Annotated in this window: 16 protein-coding genes; 3 read left to right on the top strand and 13 right to left on the bottom strand. The window is 73.9% G+C overall.

Annotation, left to right across the window (positions count from 1 at the left end; all coding sequences use genetic code 11):
* Positions 1–150 precede the first annotated feature (150 nt).
* Complete coding sequence (locus tag ACWGKU_RS28950; RefSeq protein ID WP_401054406.1) at positions 151–735, top strand: sigma-70 family RNA polymerase sigma factor; 585 nt, start codon at positions 151–153, stop codon at positions 733–735.
* Complete coding sequence (locus ACWGKU_RS28945) at positions 732–1,481, top strand: anti-sigma factor (protein WP_452180578.1); 750 nt, start codon at positions 732–734, stop codon at positions 1,479–1,481. Before ACWGKU_RS28950 ends, ACWGKU_RS28945 begins: the two co-directional genes overlap by 4 nt.
* Positions 1,482–1,614: 133 nt before the next feature.
* Here ACWGKU_RS28945 and ACWGKU_RS28940 read toward each other — a convergent pair whose 3' ends face one another.
* The 13 genes from ACWGKU_RS28940 to ACWGKU_RS28880 form a co-directional block, all read right to left on the bottom strand.
* The gene (locus ACWGKU_RS28940) at positions 1,615–2,112 is read right to left on the bottom strand and encodes a MarR family winged helix-turn-helix transcriptional regulator (protein ID WP_452180577.1); all 498 of its coding nucleotides are present in this window, start codon (positions 2,110–2,112) and stop codon (positions 1,615–1,617) included.
* Positions 2,105–2,860 (bottom strand): alpha/beta fold hydrolase, encoded by a 756-nt coding sequence (locus tag ACWGKU_RS28935; RefSeq protein WP_401052361.1) that lies wholly within the window; start codon positions 2,858–2,860, stop codon positions 2,105–2,107. Before ACWGKU_RS28935 ends, ACWGKU_RS28940 begins: the two co-directional genes overlap by 8 nt.
* 198 nt (positions 2,861–3,058) lie before the next feature.
* Positions 3,059–4,174: a hypothetical protein gene (locus ACWGKU_RS28930; protein ID WP_452180006.1), complete on the bottom strand. Its 1,116-nt coding sequence runs from the start codon at positions 4,172–4,174 to the stop codon at positions 3,059–3,061.
* A 160-nt stretch (positions 4,175–4,334) separates the two neighbouring features.
* Positions 4,335–5,201 carry an alpha/beta fold hydrolase gene (locus ACWGKU_RS28925; protein WP_452180007.1) on the bottom strand — a complete coding sequence of 289 codons (867 nt, stop codon included), beginning with the start codon at positions 5,199–5,201 and terminating at the stop codon, positions 4,335–4,337.
* Positions 5,202–5,220: 19 nt separating this feature from the next.
* Positions 5,221–6,366, bottom strand: coding sequence for a glycosyltransferase family 4 protein (locus ACWGKU_RS28920; protein ID WP_401052365.1), 1,146 nt, complete (start codon positions 6,364–6,366; stop codon positions 5,221–5,223).
* A 62-nt stretch (positions 6,367–6,428) separates the two neighbouring features.
* Positions 6,429–7,490: an acyl-CoA desaturase gene (locus tag ACWGKU_RS28915; protein WP_452180008.1), complete on the bottom strand. Its 1,062-nt coding sequence runs from the start codon at positions 7,488–7,490 to the stop codon at positions 6,429–6,431.
* A 162-nt stretch (positions 7,491–7,652) separates the two neighbouring features.
* The gene (locus tag ACWGKU_RS28910; RefSeq protein ID WP_452191627.1) at positions 7,653–7,991 is read right to left on the bottom strand and encodes a cytochrome P450; all 339 of its coding nucleotides are present in this window, start codon (positions 7,989–7,991) and stop codon (positions 7,653–7,655) included.
* Positions 7,988–8,734: a cytochrome P450 gene (locus ACWGKU_RS28905; protein WP_452180009.1), complete on the bottom strand. Its 747-nt coding sequence runs from the start codon at positions 8,732–8,734 to the stop codon at positions 7,988–7,990. Before ACWGKU_RS28905 ends, ACWGKU_RS28910 begins: the two co-directional genes overlap by 4 nt.
* Before the next feature lie 360 nt (positions 8,735–9,094).
* Positions 9,095–9,400, bottom strand: coding sequence for a GNAT family N-acetyltransferase (locus tag ACWGKU_RS28900; protein WP_452180010.1), 306 nt, complete (start codon positions 9,398–9,400; stop codon positions 9,095–9,097).
* A gap of 154 nt (positions 9,401–9,554) precedes the next feature.
* Positions 9,555–10,007, bottom strand: coding sequence for a nuclear transport factor 2 family protein (locus tag ACWGKU_RS28895; RefSeq protein ID WP_452180011.1), 453 nt, complete (start codon positions 10,005–10,007; stop codon positions 9,555–9,557).
* Between the two features lie 53 nt (positions 10,008–10,060).
* Positions 10,061–10,528, bottom strand: coding sequence for a nuclear transport factor 2 family protein (locus ACWGKU_RS28890; RefSeq protein WP_452180012.1), 468 nt, complete (start codon positions 10,526–10,528; stop codon positions 10,061–10,063).
* Positions 10,529–10,877: 349 nt separating this feature from the next.
* A complete protein-coding gene (locus ACWGKU_RS28885; protein WP_452180013.1) occupies positions 10,878–12,692 on the bottom strand; it encodes an amidohydrolase in 1,815 nt (604 codons plus the stop codon).
* A 451-nt stretch (positions 12,693–13,143) separates the two neighbouring features.
* A complete protein-coding gene (locus tag ACWGKU_RS28880) occupies positions 13,144–13,371 on the bottom strand; it encodes a hypothetical protein (RefSeq protein WP_359907425.1) in 228 nt (75 codons plus the stop codon).
* A gap of 415 nt (positions 13,372–13,786) precedes the next feature.
* Here ACWGKU_RS28880 and ACWGKU_RS28875 point away from each other — a divergent pair, with 415 nt between their 5' ends.
* Entirely contained in the window at positions 13,787–13,990 is a 204-nt protein-coding gene (locus ACWGKU_RS28875; RefSeq protein WP_359907422.1) for a cold-shock protein, read from the top strand.
* Positions 13,991–14,097 lie beyond the last annotated feature (107 nt).

The following is a 14,097-nucleotide window of genomic DNA, read 5'->3' as shown; positions in this document are numbered from 1 at the left end:
CGCGGGCCCGCTCCGAAGGGCGGATGTGAGTTCCGCACTGTCCGCCCGGCCGAGACCGCACCGCTGTCCCGCCGGGACCACGAGGAGGCCCTCGATGTCTGCCGTCCGCCGATCGGGCTCGACGCCCGCCCAGTGCGAAGGAACGGGCGGATGAGCGCCGTCGTCCACCTGTCCGGTCCCGGACGGCCGGTACCGGACCTGACGGAACTCCTCGCCCGCGTCGCGCGCGGGGACCAGGACGCGTTCTCCCGGCTGTACGACGTGGTGGCCGGTCCGGTGCTGGGGCTGGTGCGCAGGGTTCTGCGCGATCCCGCGCAGTCCGAGGAGGTCGCCCAGGAGGTGTTGCTGGAGGTGTGGCGCACCGCTGCCCGCTACCGGGCCGAGCGCGGTGAGGTGATGCCGTGGGTGCTGACCATCGCGCACCGGCGCGCGGTGGACCGGGTCCGCTCGGCGCAGGCCGCCGCCGACCGCGACCAGCGCGTCGCGGCGGCCTCCCACACCCCGGCGTTCGACGAAGTCGCCGAACAGGTCGAGGGCAGACTGGAGCGCGAGCAGGTCAGGCGCTGCATGAGGACGCTCACCGAACTGCAGCGGGAATCGTTGACGCTGGCGTACTACCGCGGTTACACCTACCCCCAGGTCGCCGAGGTCGTCGGCGCGCCGCTGGGCACGATCAAGACCCGCGTGCGCGACGGACTGATCCGTCTGCGCGACTGCCTGGGGGTGGGAGCATGACCGCCGCCGACCTGCACACCCTGACCGGCGCCTACGCCGTCCACGCCCTCTCCCCGGCCGAAAGCGCGGAGTTCGAAGGCCACTTGGCCGACTGCCCGGCCTGTGCCCAGGAGGTGGCCGAGTTCGCCGCGACCCTGGCCAGGCTCGGTGCCGCGCGGGCCGTCGTGCCACCCGAGGCCCTCAAGGCCCGGGTGATGGCCGCGCTGCCCGGCACGCGGCAGGAGGCGCCCCGGACCGCCGCTCTGCCCGGCGCGGGCTCCCGGTCCGGCCGGCGGGCGGGCGGGTGGACGAAGTTCGCGCTGGCCGCCTGTCTCGCGGTCGCGGTCGGCTCCGGTGGCCTCGCCGTCCAGCAGCACCGGCAGGCCGGCCACGCGCGCGCCCGGGCGGCCGCTATCCAGCAGCAGGCGGACCGGCTGACGGGTCTGCTGACGGCGCCCGACGCCCGCACGGCCACCGGGCCAGCGGCGGGCGGAACCGGCGTGGGGACGGTGGTGTGGTCGCACGACCGCGGTCAGGCCGCCTTCCTCGCTTCCGGCATGCCCATCCCGGCCGATGGCACCACGTACCAACTGTGGTTCGACGACTCCGGAACGATGCGATCGGCCGGGCTGCTGTCCCGTGGGGACGGCGGGATGGTGCTGTCCGGGCCACTGGGCGGGGCGACGGGTATCGGCGTCACCGTGGAGCCCGCCGGGGGGTCGACGCACCCCAGTGGGGTACCGGTCATGCTCCTGTCGCTCACCTGAGAGGGCGTTCGGTCTCGCGGGCCCCGCGCTGTCCGGTCCGGGTGCCTCGCCGGGTCGGCGTCGATTCATCGGCGGGGGCGGCGGCCCCGCACCCGATCCGGCGCCGTCGCAGGCCGTCGCCGGCGGCAAGGCCTCACCCGGAGGGCCCGTCGCCCACGGTTCCGTGTGCTCCCTGGTCGAGGCCGAGGCGTTTGTTGAGGGCCTCGCCCGAGGGGAGGGGGTCGATGAAGTTGTGCAGGAAGGCGAGCATCGCGTCGGTGTCCAGGCCCTCGCAGGCGGCGTCCATCGAGGCGTAGAGGAACTCCTCGATCCCGGCCACCGCGGTGGCCAGGCGCTCGCCCTCGGGGGTGAGGCTGAGTTGCAGGTAGCGGCGGTCCTCGGCGTCGGTGCGGCGCTCGACCAGTCCGGCCGCGACGACGCGGTCGACCAGCCGACTCGGATTGGTGCCGCTCTCGCACACCAGGAGCTGTCCGAGCCCGTTGAGGCTCAGGGTGCCGTGCTGCTGGAGCAGGCGCAGCACCTCGGCCTGCGAGGGGGTGATGCCGTGGGGTTTGAGGGCCTGGATCAGCAGCCGGTTGCCTTCGCGCTGGGCTGCCAGGATCGCGAACCGCAGGTGTTCGGCCTTACGCATCGATGTCCTTTCGGGTGGTCGGCAGGGGGTCGAGGAAGTTCTCGACCGCGGCGGCGTAGGTTACCGGGTGCGAGAAGCGGAACATGTGGCCGGTGCGCGGCAGCACGACCTCCCGGGCGTCGGGGATGCCCGCGAGCATGACCTTCGAGGCGTTCTCGCCGATCAGCACGTCGTGCGAGGGGGTCAGGATCAGGGTCGGGACCTGGATCCGGTCGAGCACGTCGACGTAGTCGGCCGTGAAGACCGCCGACACGCGCGCACCGAAGGAGGCGGCCGGGGTGTTGGCGAGGAACAGTTCGCGGCTGCGCGCCTCGCTCCAGGGCACCTGCCCCTCGCCGTCGAACGGGGAGGCGAGGCGGTGGGCGTGGAACCGCAGCGTCAGCTGCCGGTAGAGCGGGCCGGGCGCCTTGCCCATCACCTGGGCCAGTGCCTTCATGGGCTTCGAGTCGATCGGGTTGGCCGCGAAGCCGCCGGACACGACCAGGGCGCGCAGGCCCCGCGGGCGGCGGGTGGCGAGGGCGAGCGCGATGTTCGCGCCGAACGAGTCGCCGATCAGCACGTAGTCGTCGAGGTCGGCGATCGCGGTCTCGACGTGGTCGGCGTAGCGCTCGATGCTGTCGACGCCCTCGGGCAGGCGCAGCGTGCGCCGGGGCGCCGCGCCGTAGGGGGCGAGCTGTTCGGCGCTCCACGGGGCGCCGGAGAAGCAGGGGATGAAGACGAGGGTCGGATTCTTCGCTGCAGTGTTCATGGAAAACATATTACACGACACACGTGTCGCGTCACATGTTGGGAGCGGGGTGCCGACGGCCGGCGGCGCCGGGTGACGCCCGGCGGCTCGTGTCGCCCTCGGATCACTCCGCGCAAAGGCGACGGCGGGGCGGGGCCGGGGATCCGGACCTCCGCCCCGCCGTCGCTGCGGGGTGGTGCTGGGCGTGCGCGGGTTCGGTCAGTAACCGACGATCTGCAGGCCGGAGTCGACGGTGAGGTAGAAGGTGTGGGCGTCGGGTCCGAGGGCCAGGCCGGTCACCCAGTTGAGGCCGGTGATGCCCTCGGCCGGGACGAGGGTGTCGGTCGCGGTGTCCAGGGCGAGGACCGAGGCCTTGCCGTCCGTGCTGGTGAGGTCCTGCTGGACCATGTACAGCCGGGTGCCGTCCGCGCCCACCGACGGGTTCTGCAGCCACTGGCCCGGGGAGATGTCCAGGGTGGAGAGGGCGTCGGTGGCGAGGTCGACGGCGTAGCCGGTGCCGTCGTTCCCCACGCCGTAGAGCCGGGTGCCGTCCGGGGAGAGGGCCAGGCTCGGGACGGAACCGATCGGGGCGGCGATGGCACCGGCGACGGTCGGGGTCCCGGTGCCGGTGTCCAGGCGGACCAGGTTCTCGTCGGTGGCGGCGTACGCCGCGTCACCGGTCGGAGGCGTGACGATCGAGCCCAGGTAGCGGCCGGGGACCGGCACGGCGGCGGTGAAGCCCTGTTGCTGCGGGGAGAAGGACAGGACCCGGGCGCTCGGCTCGGCCGGGCGGTGGTAGCGGGCCGGTCCGTCCTGGCCGACGTAGACCCTGGCGCCGTCCGCGCTGACCGCCAGCGAGGTCAGCGCCCCGGGGAGGGTCCCGTCGGGCCGCGGCTGGTCCGGTGCCTCCGTGCTGGAGACCACGGTGTCGGTGGCCGTGTCGATGGCGCCCAGGCTGGACAGCGGTGCCTTGCGGGCGGTCGAGAACAGTACGTAGACGCGCGAGCCGTCGGGGCTGACGGCCAGCGGTCCCGGACCGGCCCCGAACCCGGTGGACAGTGTCACCACCGCGGTGATCGCGCCGCTCTGGGTGTCGACCACCTTCACCTTGGCGCCATTGATGCTGTCCTTCACCGCGACGTACGCCTTGCGCCCGTCCGGGCCGACCGCCACCGAGGCGGGTGACGAGTCCAGCTCGACGGTCCGCGGGACACCCGTCACCGGCCCGCCGGACGTGCCGGTGACGGCGCCGGCGGAGCCGGGCCCGGCGAGCAGCAGTGCCGCGCCCGCCGCCAGGGAGCCTAACCAACGGGCCTTCGACAAAAGCGAGTTCATGTGACCCTCCGCTTCGGACACCGCGGGTCCCCGCGGTGGAAGGCAAACGCTACGGGACGCACCCGCACGGGGTGCGGCTTCAGGCTGCCGGGCCGGGGCGGGCGGTGACGAGTGCGGGGCCGAGGGTGGCCGCCGCCACGGGGCGGGTCCTGCTGCCCGTTCACCCGCCGGGCGTGCGACGGGGCTCCGCGAGCAGGGCGCGGAAGGCCGTGGCCACCGCGCCGGGGTGTTCCTGCATGGCGACGTGGCCGACGCCGGGCAGGGTGAGGAGCCGGGCGTCGCGGAAGGCGGCGTAGGCCCGGGCCGCCGAACGGAAGGGGACGAGGCGGTCCTCGCGGCCGTAGACGAGCAGGGTGGGGGCGGTGACCCGGTGGGCCTGGTGCCAGGCCGAGGCCTCGCCGGCGGGTCGCAGGTGGGATCGGACGACGGCACGCACGCCCTCCGCCAAGATCTTCTGGGCGTAGGGGAGTTCGGCGCGGCGCAGGCGTTCGCGCGCCTCCGTCGCCCGCTGTTCGGCGTCGACGCGGGACGGGTCGGCGAAGATCAGGCCGTAGAGGTCGTCGAGTTGCCGGTCGGGGCTCCGGGCCGACAGCAGCCGGGCGTACAGGCGGTGAGCGCCCGGCAGGCCCAGTAGGGAGATCCGCAGGGCCTGGGGCGGCGGGAGCGCGGGCAGGACCGGCGAGACCAGGGTCAGGGTGGAGACCAGCTCCGGGCGGTGGGCGGCGAGGTGGAGGGCGGTCAGGCCACCGAGGGAGTTGCCGACCAGATGGACGCGGCGGTGCCCGGTGCGGTCGAGGTGGCGGGCGACGGCCGCGGCCTGGCGCCTGACGGTGACGAGGCCGTCGGGCGGGGGAGCGGAGCGGCCGAAGCCCGGGAGGTCGAGGGCCAGGCAGTGCACCGACGGCCGGAGGCGCTCGATCAGGGCGGCCCAGTTGTGGGTCCAGCCGCCCAGCCCGTGCAGGAACACGGCGGTCTCGGCGTCCGGGCGGGCGCCGGGTGCGTACTCGGCGGCGAGCGGTCGGCTCATGACGGTTCGCTCCCCGCTCTCACGCGCGCCGTGCCGCGGAGGACTCCGCCACCGCGAGCCGGTAGTGGTCGAGGAGCCGGTCGCCGACCGCCTCCCAGCTGCGTTCCGCCACCGAGGCCCGGCCGGCCCGGCCGAGCGTTCGGCGCAGTTCCGCGTCGCGGGCGAGCCGCTCCACCGCCTCCCGGAAGCCCCCGGCCGCGCCGGGCGGCACGAGGAAGCCGGTGCGCCCGGGGAGCACCAGGTCGAGCGGTCCGCCGGCCGCCGGGGCCACGACGGGCAGGCCGCTGGCCATCGCCTCCTGGAGGGTCTGGCCGAAGGTCTCGAACGGCCCGGGGTGGGCGAACACGTCGAACGAGGCGTAGAGCCGGGCGAGTTCGTGCCCGGTGCGGCGGCCGAGGAAGAGCGCGTCGGGCAGTGCGGCGCCCAGCCGGGCGCGGCACGGGCCGTCCCCGACCACCACCAGCCGTACGCCCGGGAGCCGGGACGTCTCGGCCAGCCGCTCGACCTGCTTCTCCGGTGCCAGCCGCCCGACGTAGCCGACCAGCACCTCACCGGGCCGGCCGAGGTGGCGGCGCAGGGCCTCGTCCCGGTGGCCGGGGTGGAAGCGCACGCAGTCGACGCCGCGCGGCCACAGGTGGACCCGGGGGATCCCGTGGGCCGTCAGGACGTCGAACGAGGCCCGGGACGGCGCCAGGGTCCGCGCGGCCGCCGTGTGGATGTGCCGCAGCCGGCGCCAGGCCAGCCGGGCTCCGGCCGCGCCCGCGAAGGGCAGGTAGGTCCGGGCGTAGGCGGCGAGGTCGGTCTGGTAGACGGCGACGGCGGGGACGCCGGCGCGCCCGGCCGCCGCCGAGCCGGCGGCCCCGAGCGCGAACGGGCTCGCCAGGTGGACCACGTGCGGGCGGTGCCGCTCGACGGCGTCGGCCACCCGGCGCCCGGGGAGGGCGATCCGCACCTCGGGGTAGCCGGGCAGCGGGACCGACGGGACGCGGACCACCCGGTAGCCGTACGCCGCCCCGCAGTCCTCGTTCTCGCGACGCTGCGCCGCCGGTGCCACCACCAGCGGGACGTGCCCCCGGGCGAGGAGGTGCTCGGCGGTGCGGAGCACGCTGTGGGCCACGCCGTTGAGCTGCGGGGCGAAGGACTCGGCGACGATCACCACCCGCAGCGGCCCGTCGTCGGGGGCCGGGCCGTCCGTGGCGGGCGCCGCCCGCCCGGGCAGGACCCCGCTCACCGGGCGGCCTCCGCCGCCACGGCCTGGGAACGGGCCGGGACGGACCGGCCGACCGCGCGCAGGTCCCGCAGGATCTCCCGGAAGCAGGCGGTCAGGCCCGCCTCGGCGTACGGCACGCCGACCTCCGCGCAGTACGCGCGCACGATGCGCGAGGCCGGGCGCAGCGCCGGCACCGGCATGGCCGGGAAGAGGTGGTGCTCGATCTGGTGGCCGAGGCCGCCGAAGAGGAAGTGGACGAACCGGCCGGCCCGCAGATTGCGGGAGGGCAGCACCTGCCGCCGGAGGAAGTCGGTGCGCTGCGCGCCGGGGCCGGTCAACGGCATGCCCTTGTGGTTGGGGGCGAAGATGCAGCCCAGGTAGACGCCGAGCAGCGCACCGAACAGCGCGGTGAAGGCGAGCGCCTGGAGCGGAGCGAGCACGAGGACGGCCAGGGCCGCCGCGAGGACGTAGTGCAGTGCGGCGAGGGTGCGTTCCAGGACGGGGTGTCGGACGGTGCCACGGGTGAGGGTCAGGCCGGTGGCGACGAGCAGGCCGAGCGCCTGGAGGGAGAGCAGCGGGAAGAACAGCTCCGCCTGGTACCGGGCCATGAGGCGTCGCACCCCCCTTGCCCGGTCGGCCTGTTCGGCGGTTCTGGCGAAGAGGATGGCATCGGCGGCCGGGTCGCGGCCCTCGTGGTTCGGGTGGGCGTGGTGCCGGTTGTGGTCGTCGACCCACCAGCCGTAGCTCATGCCGACCACCAGGTTCCCCAGCACGATGCCCACCAGGTCGGTCGTCCGACGGTCGGCGAACACCGCGCGGTGCGCGACGTCATGGCCGAGCAGCGCCAACTGGCCCAGTACGAGGGCGAACAGCGGTGCGAGGCCGAGCTGCCACCAGCTTGCGCCGAGCGCGACGAACCAGGCCAGCAGCCCCGCCAGCGCGGCGAACAGCCCCGCGCTCCGGCACGCGTAGTAGAGCGGGCGCCGACGCAGCAGACCGGCCTGGGCCACGCGCCGGTACAGCTCGGCGAATTCGCCCCGCCGGGCGGTCCCGGCACTCGGAGTGTCCTGAACGGTCATGCCACCAATCCGGTCTCGGGCCGCCACGGCCGGCCGTCGCCGCGCGGCGTGCCCCGGGCAGGGGAGCCCTGAGACTTCCGTACTCCACCGCCCGCTGTCCCGCGCCGCCGGTGAACGCAACCTGATCGAGTGGGTGGCGGGCACGGGTTGACGGTCCGCTGTTCACGGGTCGAGAACCCGTACGGAACGCTGCCCGGGGGAGCGGGCCGGACCGGTCGGCGGCGGGCGGGTTCCGCGAAGATCGACGGGTTGTGGTGGGCCACGTAGGAGCTGAGCAGCACCTGGCTGCCACGCGGCAGGGGTGCGCCCTCCCAGATCGGTCTCGCGGGTACAGGTGCGCAGCAGCACCCAGCCGGGGGGACGGAGACGCAGCGCCTCGGTCAACACCCGGGCCGTGCAGGGCAGGAACGGCAGGTCGGCCCACTCGGCCGGGCGGCCGCCGGGCAGCACCGCGTCGAGTTCCGCCCGCAGGGTGGCCAGCACCTGCGGATGCGTCGTCAGCAGGCGCAGTGTCCAGGAGAGTCGGGAGGCGGTGGTCTCCGAGCCGGCAGGAGCAGCGTGACCACCTGGTCGTGCAGCTCTGTGTCGGAGAGCGTGGAGCCGTCCTCGTCCCGGGCCGCCAGCAGCCCGGCCAGCAGATCGGTGTGCCCGGTACCGTCGGCCCGGCGGTCGCGTACGAGCTCGGCCACCGTCCGCCGCAGGGTGCGTACCGCCGCGTGGTAGCCGGCGCCCGTGGGCAGCATCGGCACCCGCCGCAACGCGCCGGCCAACGCGGTCTCGAAGGCGTGCTGCAGACGGTCGGCCAGCGCGTCCGGCGCCTCGGTGCCCAACAGGCTGCGCGCCACCACCCGCAGGGTGAACCGGTAGCACGCGGGGAAGACCTCGACCACCTCGCCGTCCCGCCGGGAGGCGGCCGGCTGCGCCGCCTCGCGGGTCATCACGGTGGCGTACCCGGCCAGCCGCTCTGGCCGGAACTCCGGCTGCAGCAGCCGCCGTTGGCGTCGATGGTCGGCGTGCGCACAGGTGGCCGGCCCGTTGCCGAGGACCCGGCGGAAGCGCCGGTGGACCGCTCCGCCCTTGTCGAAGGTCCGGTCGTCCGCGTGGACCTGCCGCAGCAGTTCCGGGTGGCAGGGCACCATCGTCCGGTTCGGTCCCAGCCGGACCTCCACCAGGTCGCCGTACCGGGACGGCCGCCCCAGGAGCCCCGTCGGATCCCGTACCAGTGCGGGCAGGTGCCCGAGCACCGGCAACGCCCCGGGCAGAGTCGCGTGGGAGTACGTCGTGGGTGCGGGGTCCCGCGCGGACGAGGAGACCGGATCGGCATAGGTCCGCAGCCGGGCGGCGGGGCGGTTCGGCGCGGCGGCCCAGGGTTCCCCGCTCCCGGGCGGGGTCGCGCGACGGGTCCGACCGCCCTGCCCGGGGACGGCCCCGGCGGCGGATTCCTCACCGGGGACGGGCCGTTGCCCCGGTGAGCGGTCACGCCTGCGAGGACGCGCCGTCGTGGGCCCCCAGCGGAGTGCGAGGCGGTGGAGCGGCGCCACCGCTGATCAGGGCGGGCCGCGGTCGGGGTCCCGCAGACCGCCCGGCGCCTTCGGCCTCGGGGTTCAGAGGCCGAACCGGGCGCGGTGGGTGGCGGGGACGAGGTCGGCGTACGCGGGGTGCTTGGTGATCCAGCCGCGGATGAAGGGGCAGTAGGGGAGGACGGCGAGCTGCTGGTCGCGTGCGGCGTCCAGGGCGGCGCGGGCCAGGCGGCTGCCGAGGCCGCGGCCTTCGAAGCGGGGGTCGATCTCGGTGTGGATGAAGGCGATCTCGTGGCCGGAGCGGTGGTACTCGGCGAAGCCGGCGAGTTCGCCGTCGTCCTGGATCTCGAACCGGGACTTCTCGGTGTTGTCGGTGACGGACTGCTCCATGGTTCCTCCTCGTGCGGTCGGATCGCCTGGTTGGCGCCCCTGACTATAGTTGAAGAATCAACATTTGTCGCGGCTGGCGTGGCGTGGCGTGGCGACGGCTTCGGCGTGCTCGGCTGCCGGCGGTCGGGCGCCGTACCCGTGCTTCCGGAGGTGGTCAGGGGGTTGTGACGGCGGAGGCGAAGTCGGGGTGCACGCCCAGCTGGGCGAGCATGACGCTGAGCCCGACGTAGCAGTTGAATTCCTTGACCTTCCCGTTCTGGACGTACCAGAAGTCGGCGGTGGGGATGCCGAGCCGGGCGCCGGTGGCCCGCACGGTGCCGGCGGGCGTCTCGAAGGGGCCGGTGACGGTGCCCTCGATCGTCAGCTCGACGGCGACCACGTCGCCCACGACGTGGACCCGGTGGAGTTCGCGGTGGATGTCGGGCGCCAGGGCGCCCATGAAGGCGACCTGGTCGCCGAGGTGCTCGCCGCGGTAGCTCTCGCCCGCGACGACGTTGTTGAACACCCCGTCCTCGGTGAACAGGTCGATGAAGCCCTGCACGTCGAGGACGTCGCCCTCGGCCGCGTGGTAGGCGGCCCGGACCACGGCCTCCGCGTCGGTGGTCATCGCACGTCCCCTTCCGTGAAGGCAATCGGATTGTCGCCCGGGGTGTCAGGGCGTCAGGGCTTGCAGGGCCGGGTCTCGGTCCAGTCGACCAGCAGCCGGCGCTCGGCGAAGAACCAGCAGCCGTCCTGCTTGACGAACCGGTCGAGGTAGCGGATGGACGCGATCATGATCGTGCGCTCGTCGTCCGCGCCGGACGAGACGTGGTGCGCCAGGCAGTAGGTCTCGCCCTCGGCCCGGTCCCCGTCGAGGGTCACGGTGCTCTGGCCGTTGAAGTGGGTGGTGGCCCGGTACCGGTTGAGGTCGGCGAAGACCGGTGCGAGGGCGGCGCGTCCGCGCAGCTCCTGGGTCGGTTCGGCGGCCGTGGCGTCCATGTGGACCAGGAAGCGGCTGTCCTCGGTGAACAGGGCCATCTGCCCCCCGGCGTCCCGGCGGTCCGCACAGTGGGCGTAGGCGTCGACCAGTCGGCGGATGGCCAGCCGGTCGGCGGCCTCCTGGGGCGGGACGGCAACGGGGGACGACACATCGGCTCCGATCGTCGCACTGCCTGACACCAGCAGGAGAGCACCGGCGCCGTGGTCCCCGCAACCGGACGAACAGGCGCTGCCGCCCGGCAGGAGCCGCGACCGGGACGACCGGGACGACCGGGACCGCCGGAGCTCCCGTGCGCCCCGCAGAGCGTGCGTCGGGGGGTTCCGGTTGTGGCGATGGCCCCGCGCGGGCAGCGCACCGGCGTCGGACCACGCACCGGCGTCGGACCACGCACCGGCGCCGGACCGCGCCCCGGCCGTCGCGAGCGTGTCGGAGATTGATGGCACGCCCGTTGCCGCCCCCGGGCCCGCGGGTCCGGGGGCGGCGGCGCGGGACGGGCCGTCAGCAGCAGCCGTGCCACTGGTAGTCGGTGGGGACTTCGAGACCGGGAACGGGGTCGTCGGCGTTCGCGTCGCTGTTCGCGTCGGCGACGGAGTGGACGGTGGTGCCCTCCTTGATGGTCTCGGCGACCTTGATGTCCTTGATCTCCTCCGGCGGGACCGTCAGCGGGTTCGCGGAGAGGATCACCAGGTCGGCGAGCTTGCCGACCTCGATGCTGCCCTTGCGGTCCTGTTCGAAGTACTGGTGGGCGGCGTTGATGGTGATGGACTTGACCGCGTCGAGGGCCGACACGCACTGCTCGGGTCCGAGGACGACCTGGTCGGTGCGGGTGCGGCGGGTGACCTGGCTGGAGAGGATGGCGATCGAGTTGGGCAGGGCGACCGGGGCGTCGTGGTGCGAGGTGTAGATCATCCCCCGGTCCACGGCCCAGCGGGCGGGGGAGATGGTGGCGGCCCGCTCCGGTCCGAGGACGGTCTTGCGGTACCAGTCGCCCCAGTAGTAGGTGTGCATGGAGAAGAAGGACGGGATGACGCCCAGGTGGTCGAAGGCCTCGACCTGCTCCTTGCGGGCGGTTTGGGCGTGGATCGCCACCGTCCGCCGGTCGCCGGGGCCGGCCTCCCGGGCGGCGGTGCCGACCGCCTCGATGAACTGGTCGATCGCGGCGTCCCCGTTGACGTGGGCGAGCACCTGCCAGCCCCTGGCGTACGCGGTGCGCACCTGGTCGAGCACGACCTCGGGGTCCTCGACGGTGGGGTAGCCGCGGTAGCCCTCGGGCGTGCCCTCCGGCCGCTCCTGGTAGGGCTCGGTGAGCCAGGCCGTGCGGCCCTGCGGGGATCCGTCCAGGTACATCTTCACGCCGGCCGCGCGCACACCCCGGTGGTATTCCTGGCTCGCGCCGACCGGGTCCGGCTCCGGTGAGGCCGTCGCCTCGTCGGCCCGCGCGTAGGCGACGACGTCGATCTTGAACGGCACGACGGCGGCGGCGTCCCGCAGGGCCTTGAGGTTTTTCAGCGTGGCGCCGCCCTCCTGGACGGTCGTGAAGCCGAAGCTCGCGGCCGACGCCACGCCCTTGCCGAAGAGGGCGGCCAGCGCGGTCGGCGGCAGCCCCTCGGTGGCCTTTTCGGAGGCCGGGCTGAAGGCCGTCTCCTCCAGGACGCCGTTGGGCTCGCCGTACGGCCGGGCCACGGGGCCGGGCCGGCGGCGGATGACGCCGCCGTCCGGGTCCGCGCTGGCCCTGGTACAGCCCAGCTCCCGCAGGCCGCGGCTGTTCACCGCCCCGAGGTGGAAGGACTGGTGGATGGCCAGCACCGGCCGGGTGGTGGACACCTTGTCGAGATCCTCGCGGGTGGGGTGCCGGCCCTCGGCGAGCATGGCGTCGTCGTAGCCGAACCCGATGATCCATTGGGAGAAGGCGCCCACCGGGGTCTTCGCCCACGCGCGCAGCTTCTCCTGGAGCGAGGCGATGTCGGTGACGTCGCCGTCGGGATCGGCCAGCAGGTTGGCGAGGGTGGCCTGCAGGCCGATACCGCCCAGGTGGCCGTGGGCGTCGATGAACCCGGGCAGCAGGGCGCGGCCGGCGAGGTCGCGCACCTGCGTTCGCGGCCCCTGCCAGCGGTCGGCGGCCTCCTGGTAGTCACCCACGTGGACGATGACACCGTCCTTGACGGCCACCGCCTCGGGGCGCGGGTCGGACTCCTCGGAGTCGGCGGCCGCCGTCACGATCTCCCCGCCGTGGAAGATGACATCGGCCTCGTCGTACGGTGCCGCGGCCCGGGTACCGCCGTCGTCCGTCGTCCCTGCCGGCTGACCGCTCATTCCGGTTCCCTCCTGCTACCGCTGGCCACTCCTGGTGCTCACCTGCCTACCCGCGGCAACCGGATCGTGAACCCGACTCCTGCCGCGGCCGGATCCATGGGCGAGCGGCCGGCAGGAGGGGCGAGGCCGACCGAGGGCCGCAGGGGGATGACGAGTGTGTCGCGCCGGACGCGCGGGGCGGGAACGGTGCCGACGTGGAGGAGGCGAGGGGGTTACGGCCCCGGACGACCCGGTGGCCGTCGCCACCGGCATGCGGTCGGTGACGACGGTGATGCGGGGGCGGGCCGGTGGGCGCGCGCGTACGGGGCCGTGCCGGAATCCCGGCACGGCCCGACGGATCGGCCCCCGCGGTGTTGCACGGTGGCGGCCCGGAGACCGGGCACCGTCGGCTGCGCCGTCGGGGTCCGGACCGCACCCCGGGGCGGTGACGGCATCGCCGCCGGTGTGTCGGTCAGAGGGTGTACATGGCGGCGTACGGCGGGGTGATCCGCTCCTGTCGGGTGCCGAAGTCGACGAGGACCGCGGGGTAGGCCCCGTCCTCCACCGCGATGACGCGGCCGAGACCGTACTTGTCGTGGCTGATGCGGTCGCCGACCGCGAAGTGCTTGGGCGGTGCTTCGGGCCGGGGCTTGAAGGGACTGGTGGGCAGAGGGCGTCGGACTGCCGGTGATTTCGTCATCCTGGTCAGTATGCTCCGAAAATCGAGGGAACGGGCCGTCCCGGCGGGGGTGAATCCGTTGCCGGTCGTCCTCGGGGCGGCCCGTCCCCCGGGCGTGGTGAAAGTCGAGGCCGGGCCGGGACGGGGCGCGGCGCCCCCAATCTTCCCGTGACAACCGGTTGTTGCGGTCCCCCTGGGGGTGAGGGGGCACGCCCGGGAGGGTGAGGCGAAAATATTCGCGTGGTTATCCGCCGTGGCGGCCCGACGTCTGCTACGGTTGTTTTAGTTGCAGTTGTGGTTCCCATGAACTTTGTGTGCGCCTGCTCTTCGCAGGCGCATTTTTTGTTTCCCGGCTCTTTCCCGGAGGGTTCTCATCGCGGCGACTCGAAAGTCTGCATGGTGCAGGCTTCGGACAGTCTCTCGAAGGAGATTTCTCATGGCTACTGGCACCGTGAAGTGGTTCAACGCGGAAAAGGGCTTCGGCTTCATCGCGCAGGAGGGTGGCGGCGCGGACGTGTTCGCCCACTACTCGAACATCGTTGCCCAGGGCTTCCGCGAGCTCGTTGAGGGCCAGAAGGTCGAGTTCGACGTCACGCAGGGCCAGAAGGGCCCGCAGGCCGAGAACATCCGCCCGCTGTAGTCCTCTGCCCTGGCTTTCGCCCGGCAGGAAAAGGGGCCCGTACCGTGCGTCGCGCACGGTACGGGCCCCATGGCGTACCGGGGGGGAAGCCCCTCGCCGCCGGGCGG

It is taken from the genome of Kitasatospora sp. NPDC054768 (genome assembly GCF_053612025.1).
Note: the sequence above shows the minus strand (reverse complement) of the source record. Positions and strands in the feature narration are given on the sequence as shown.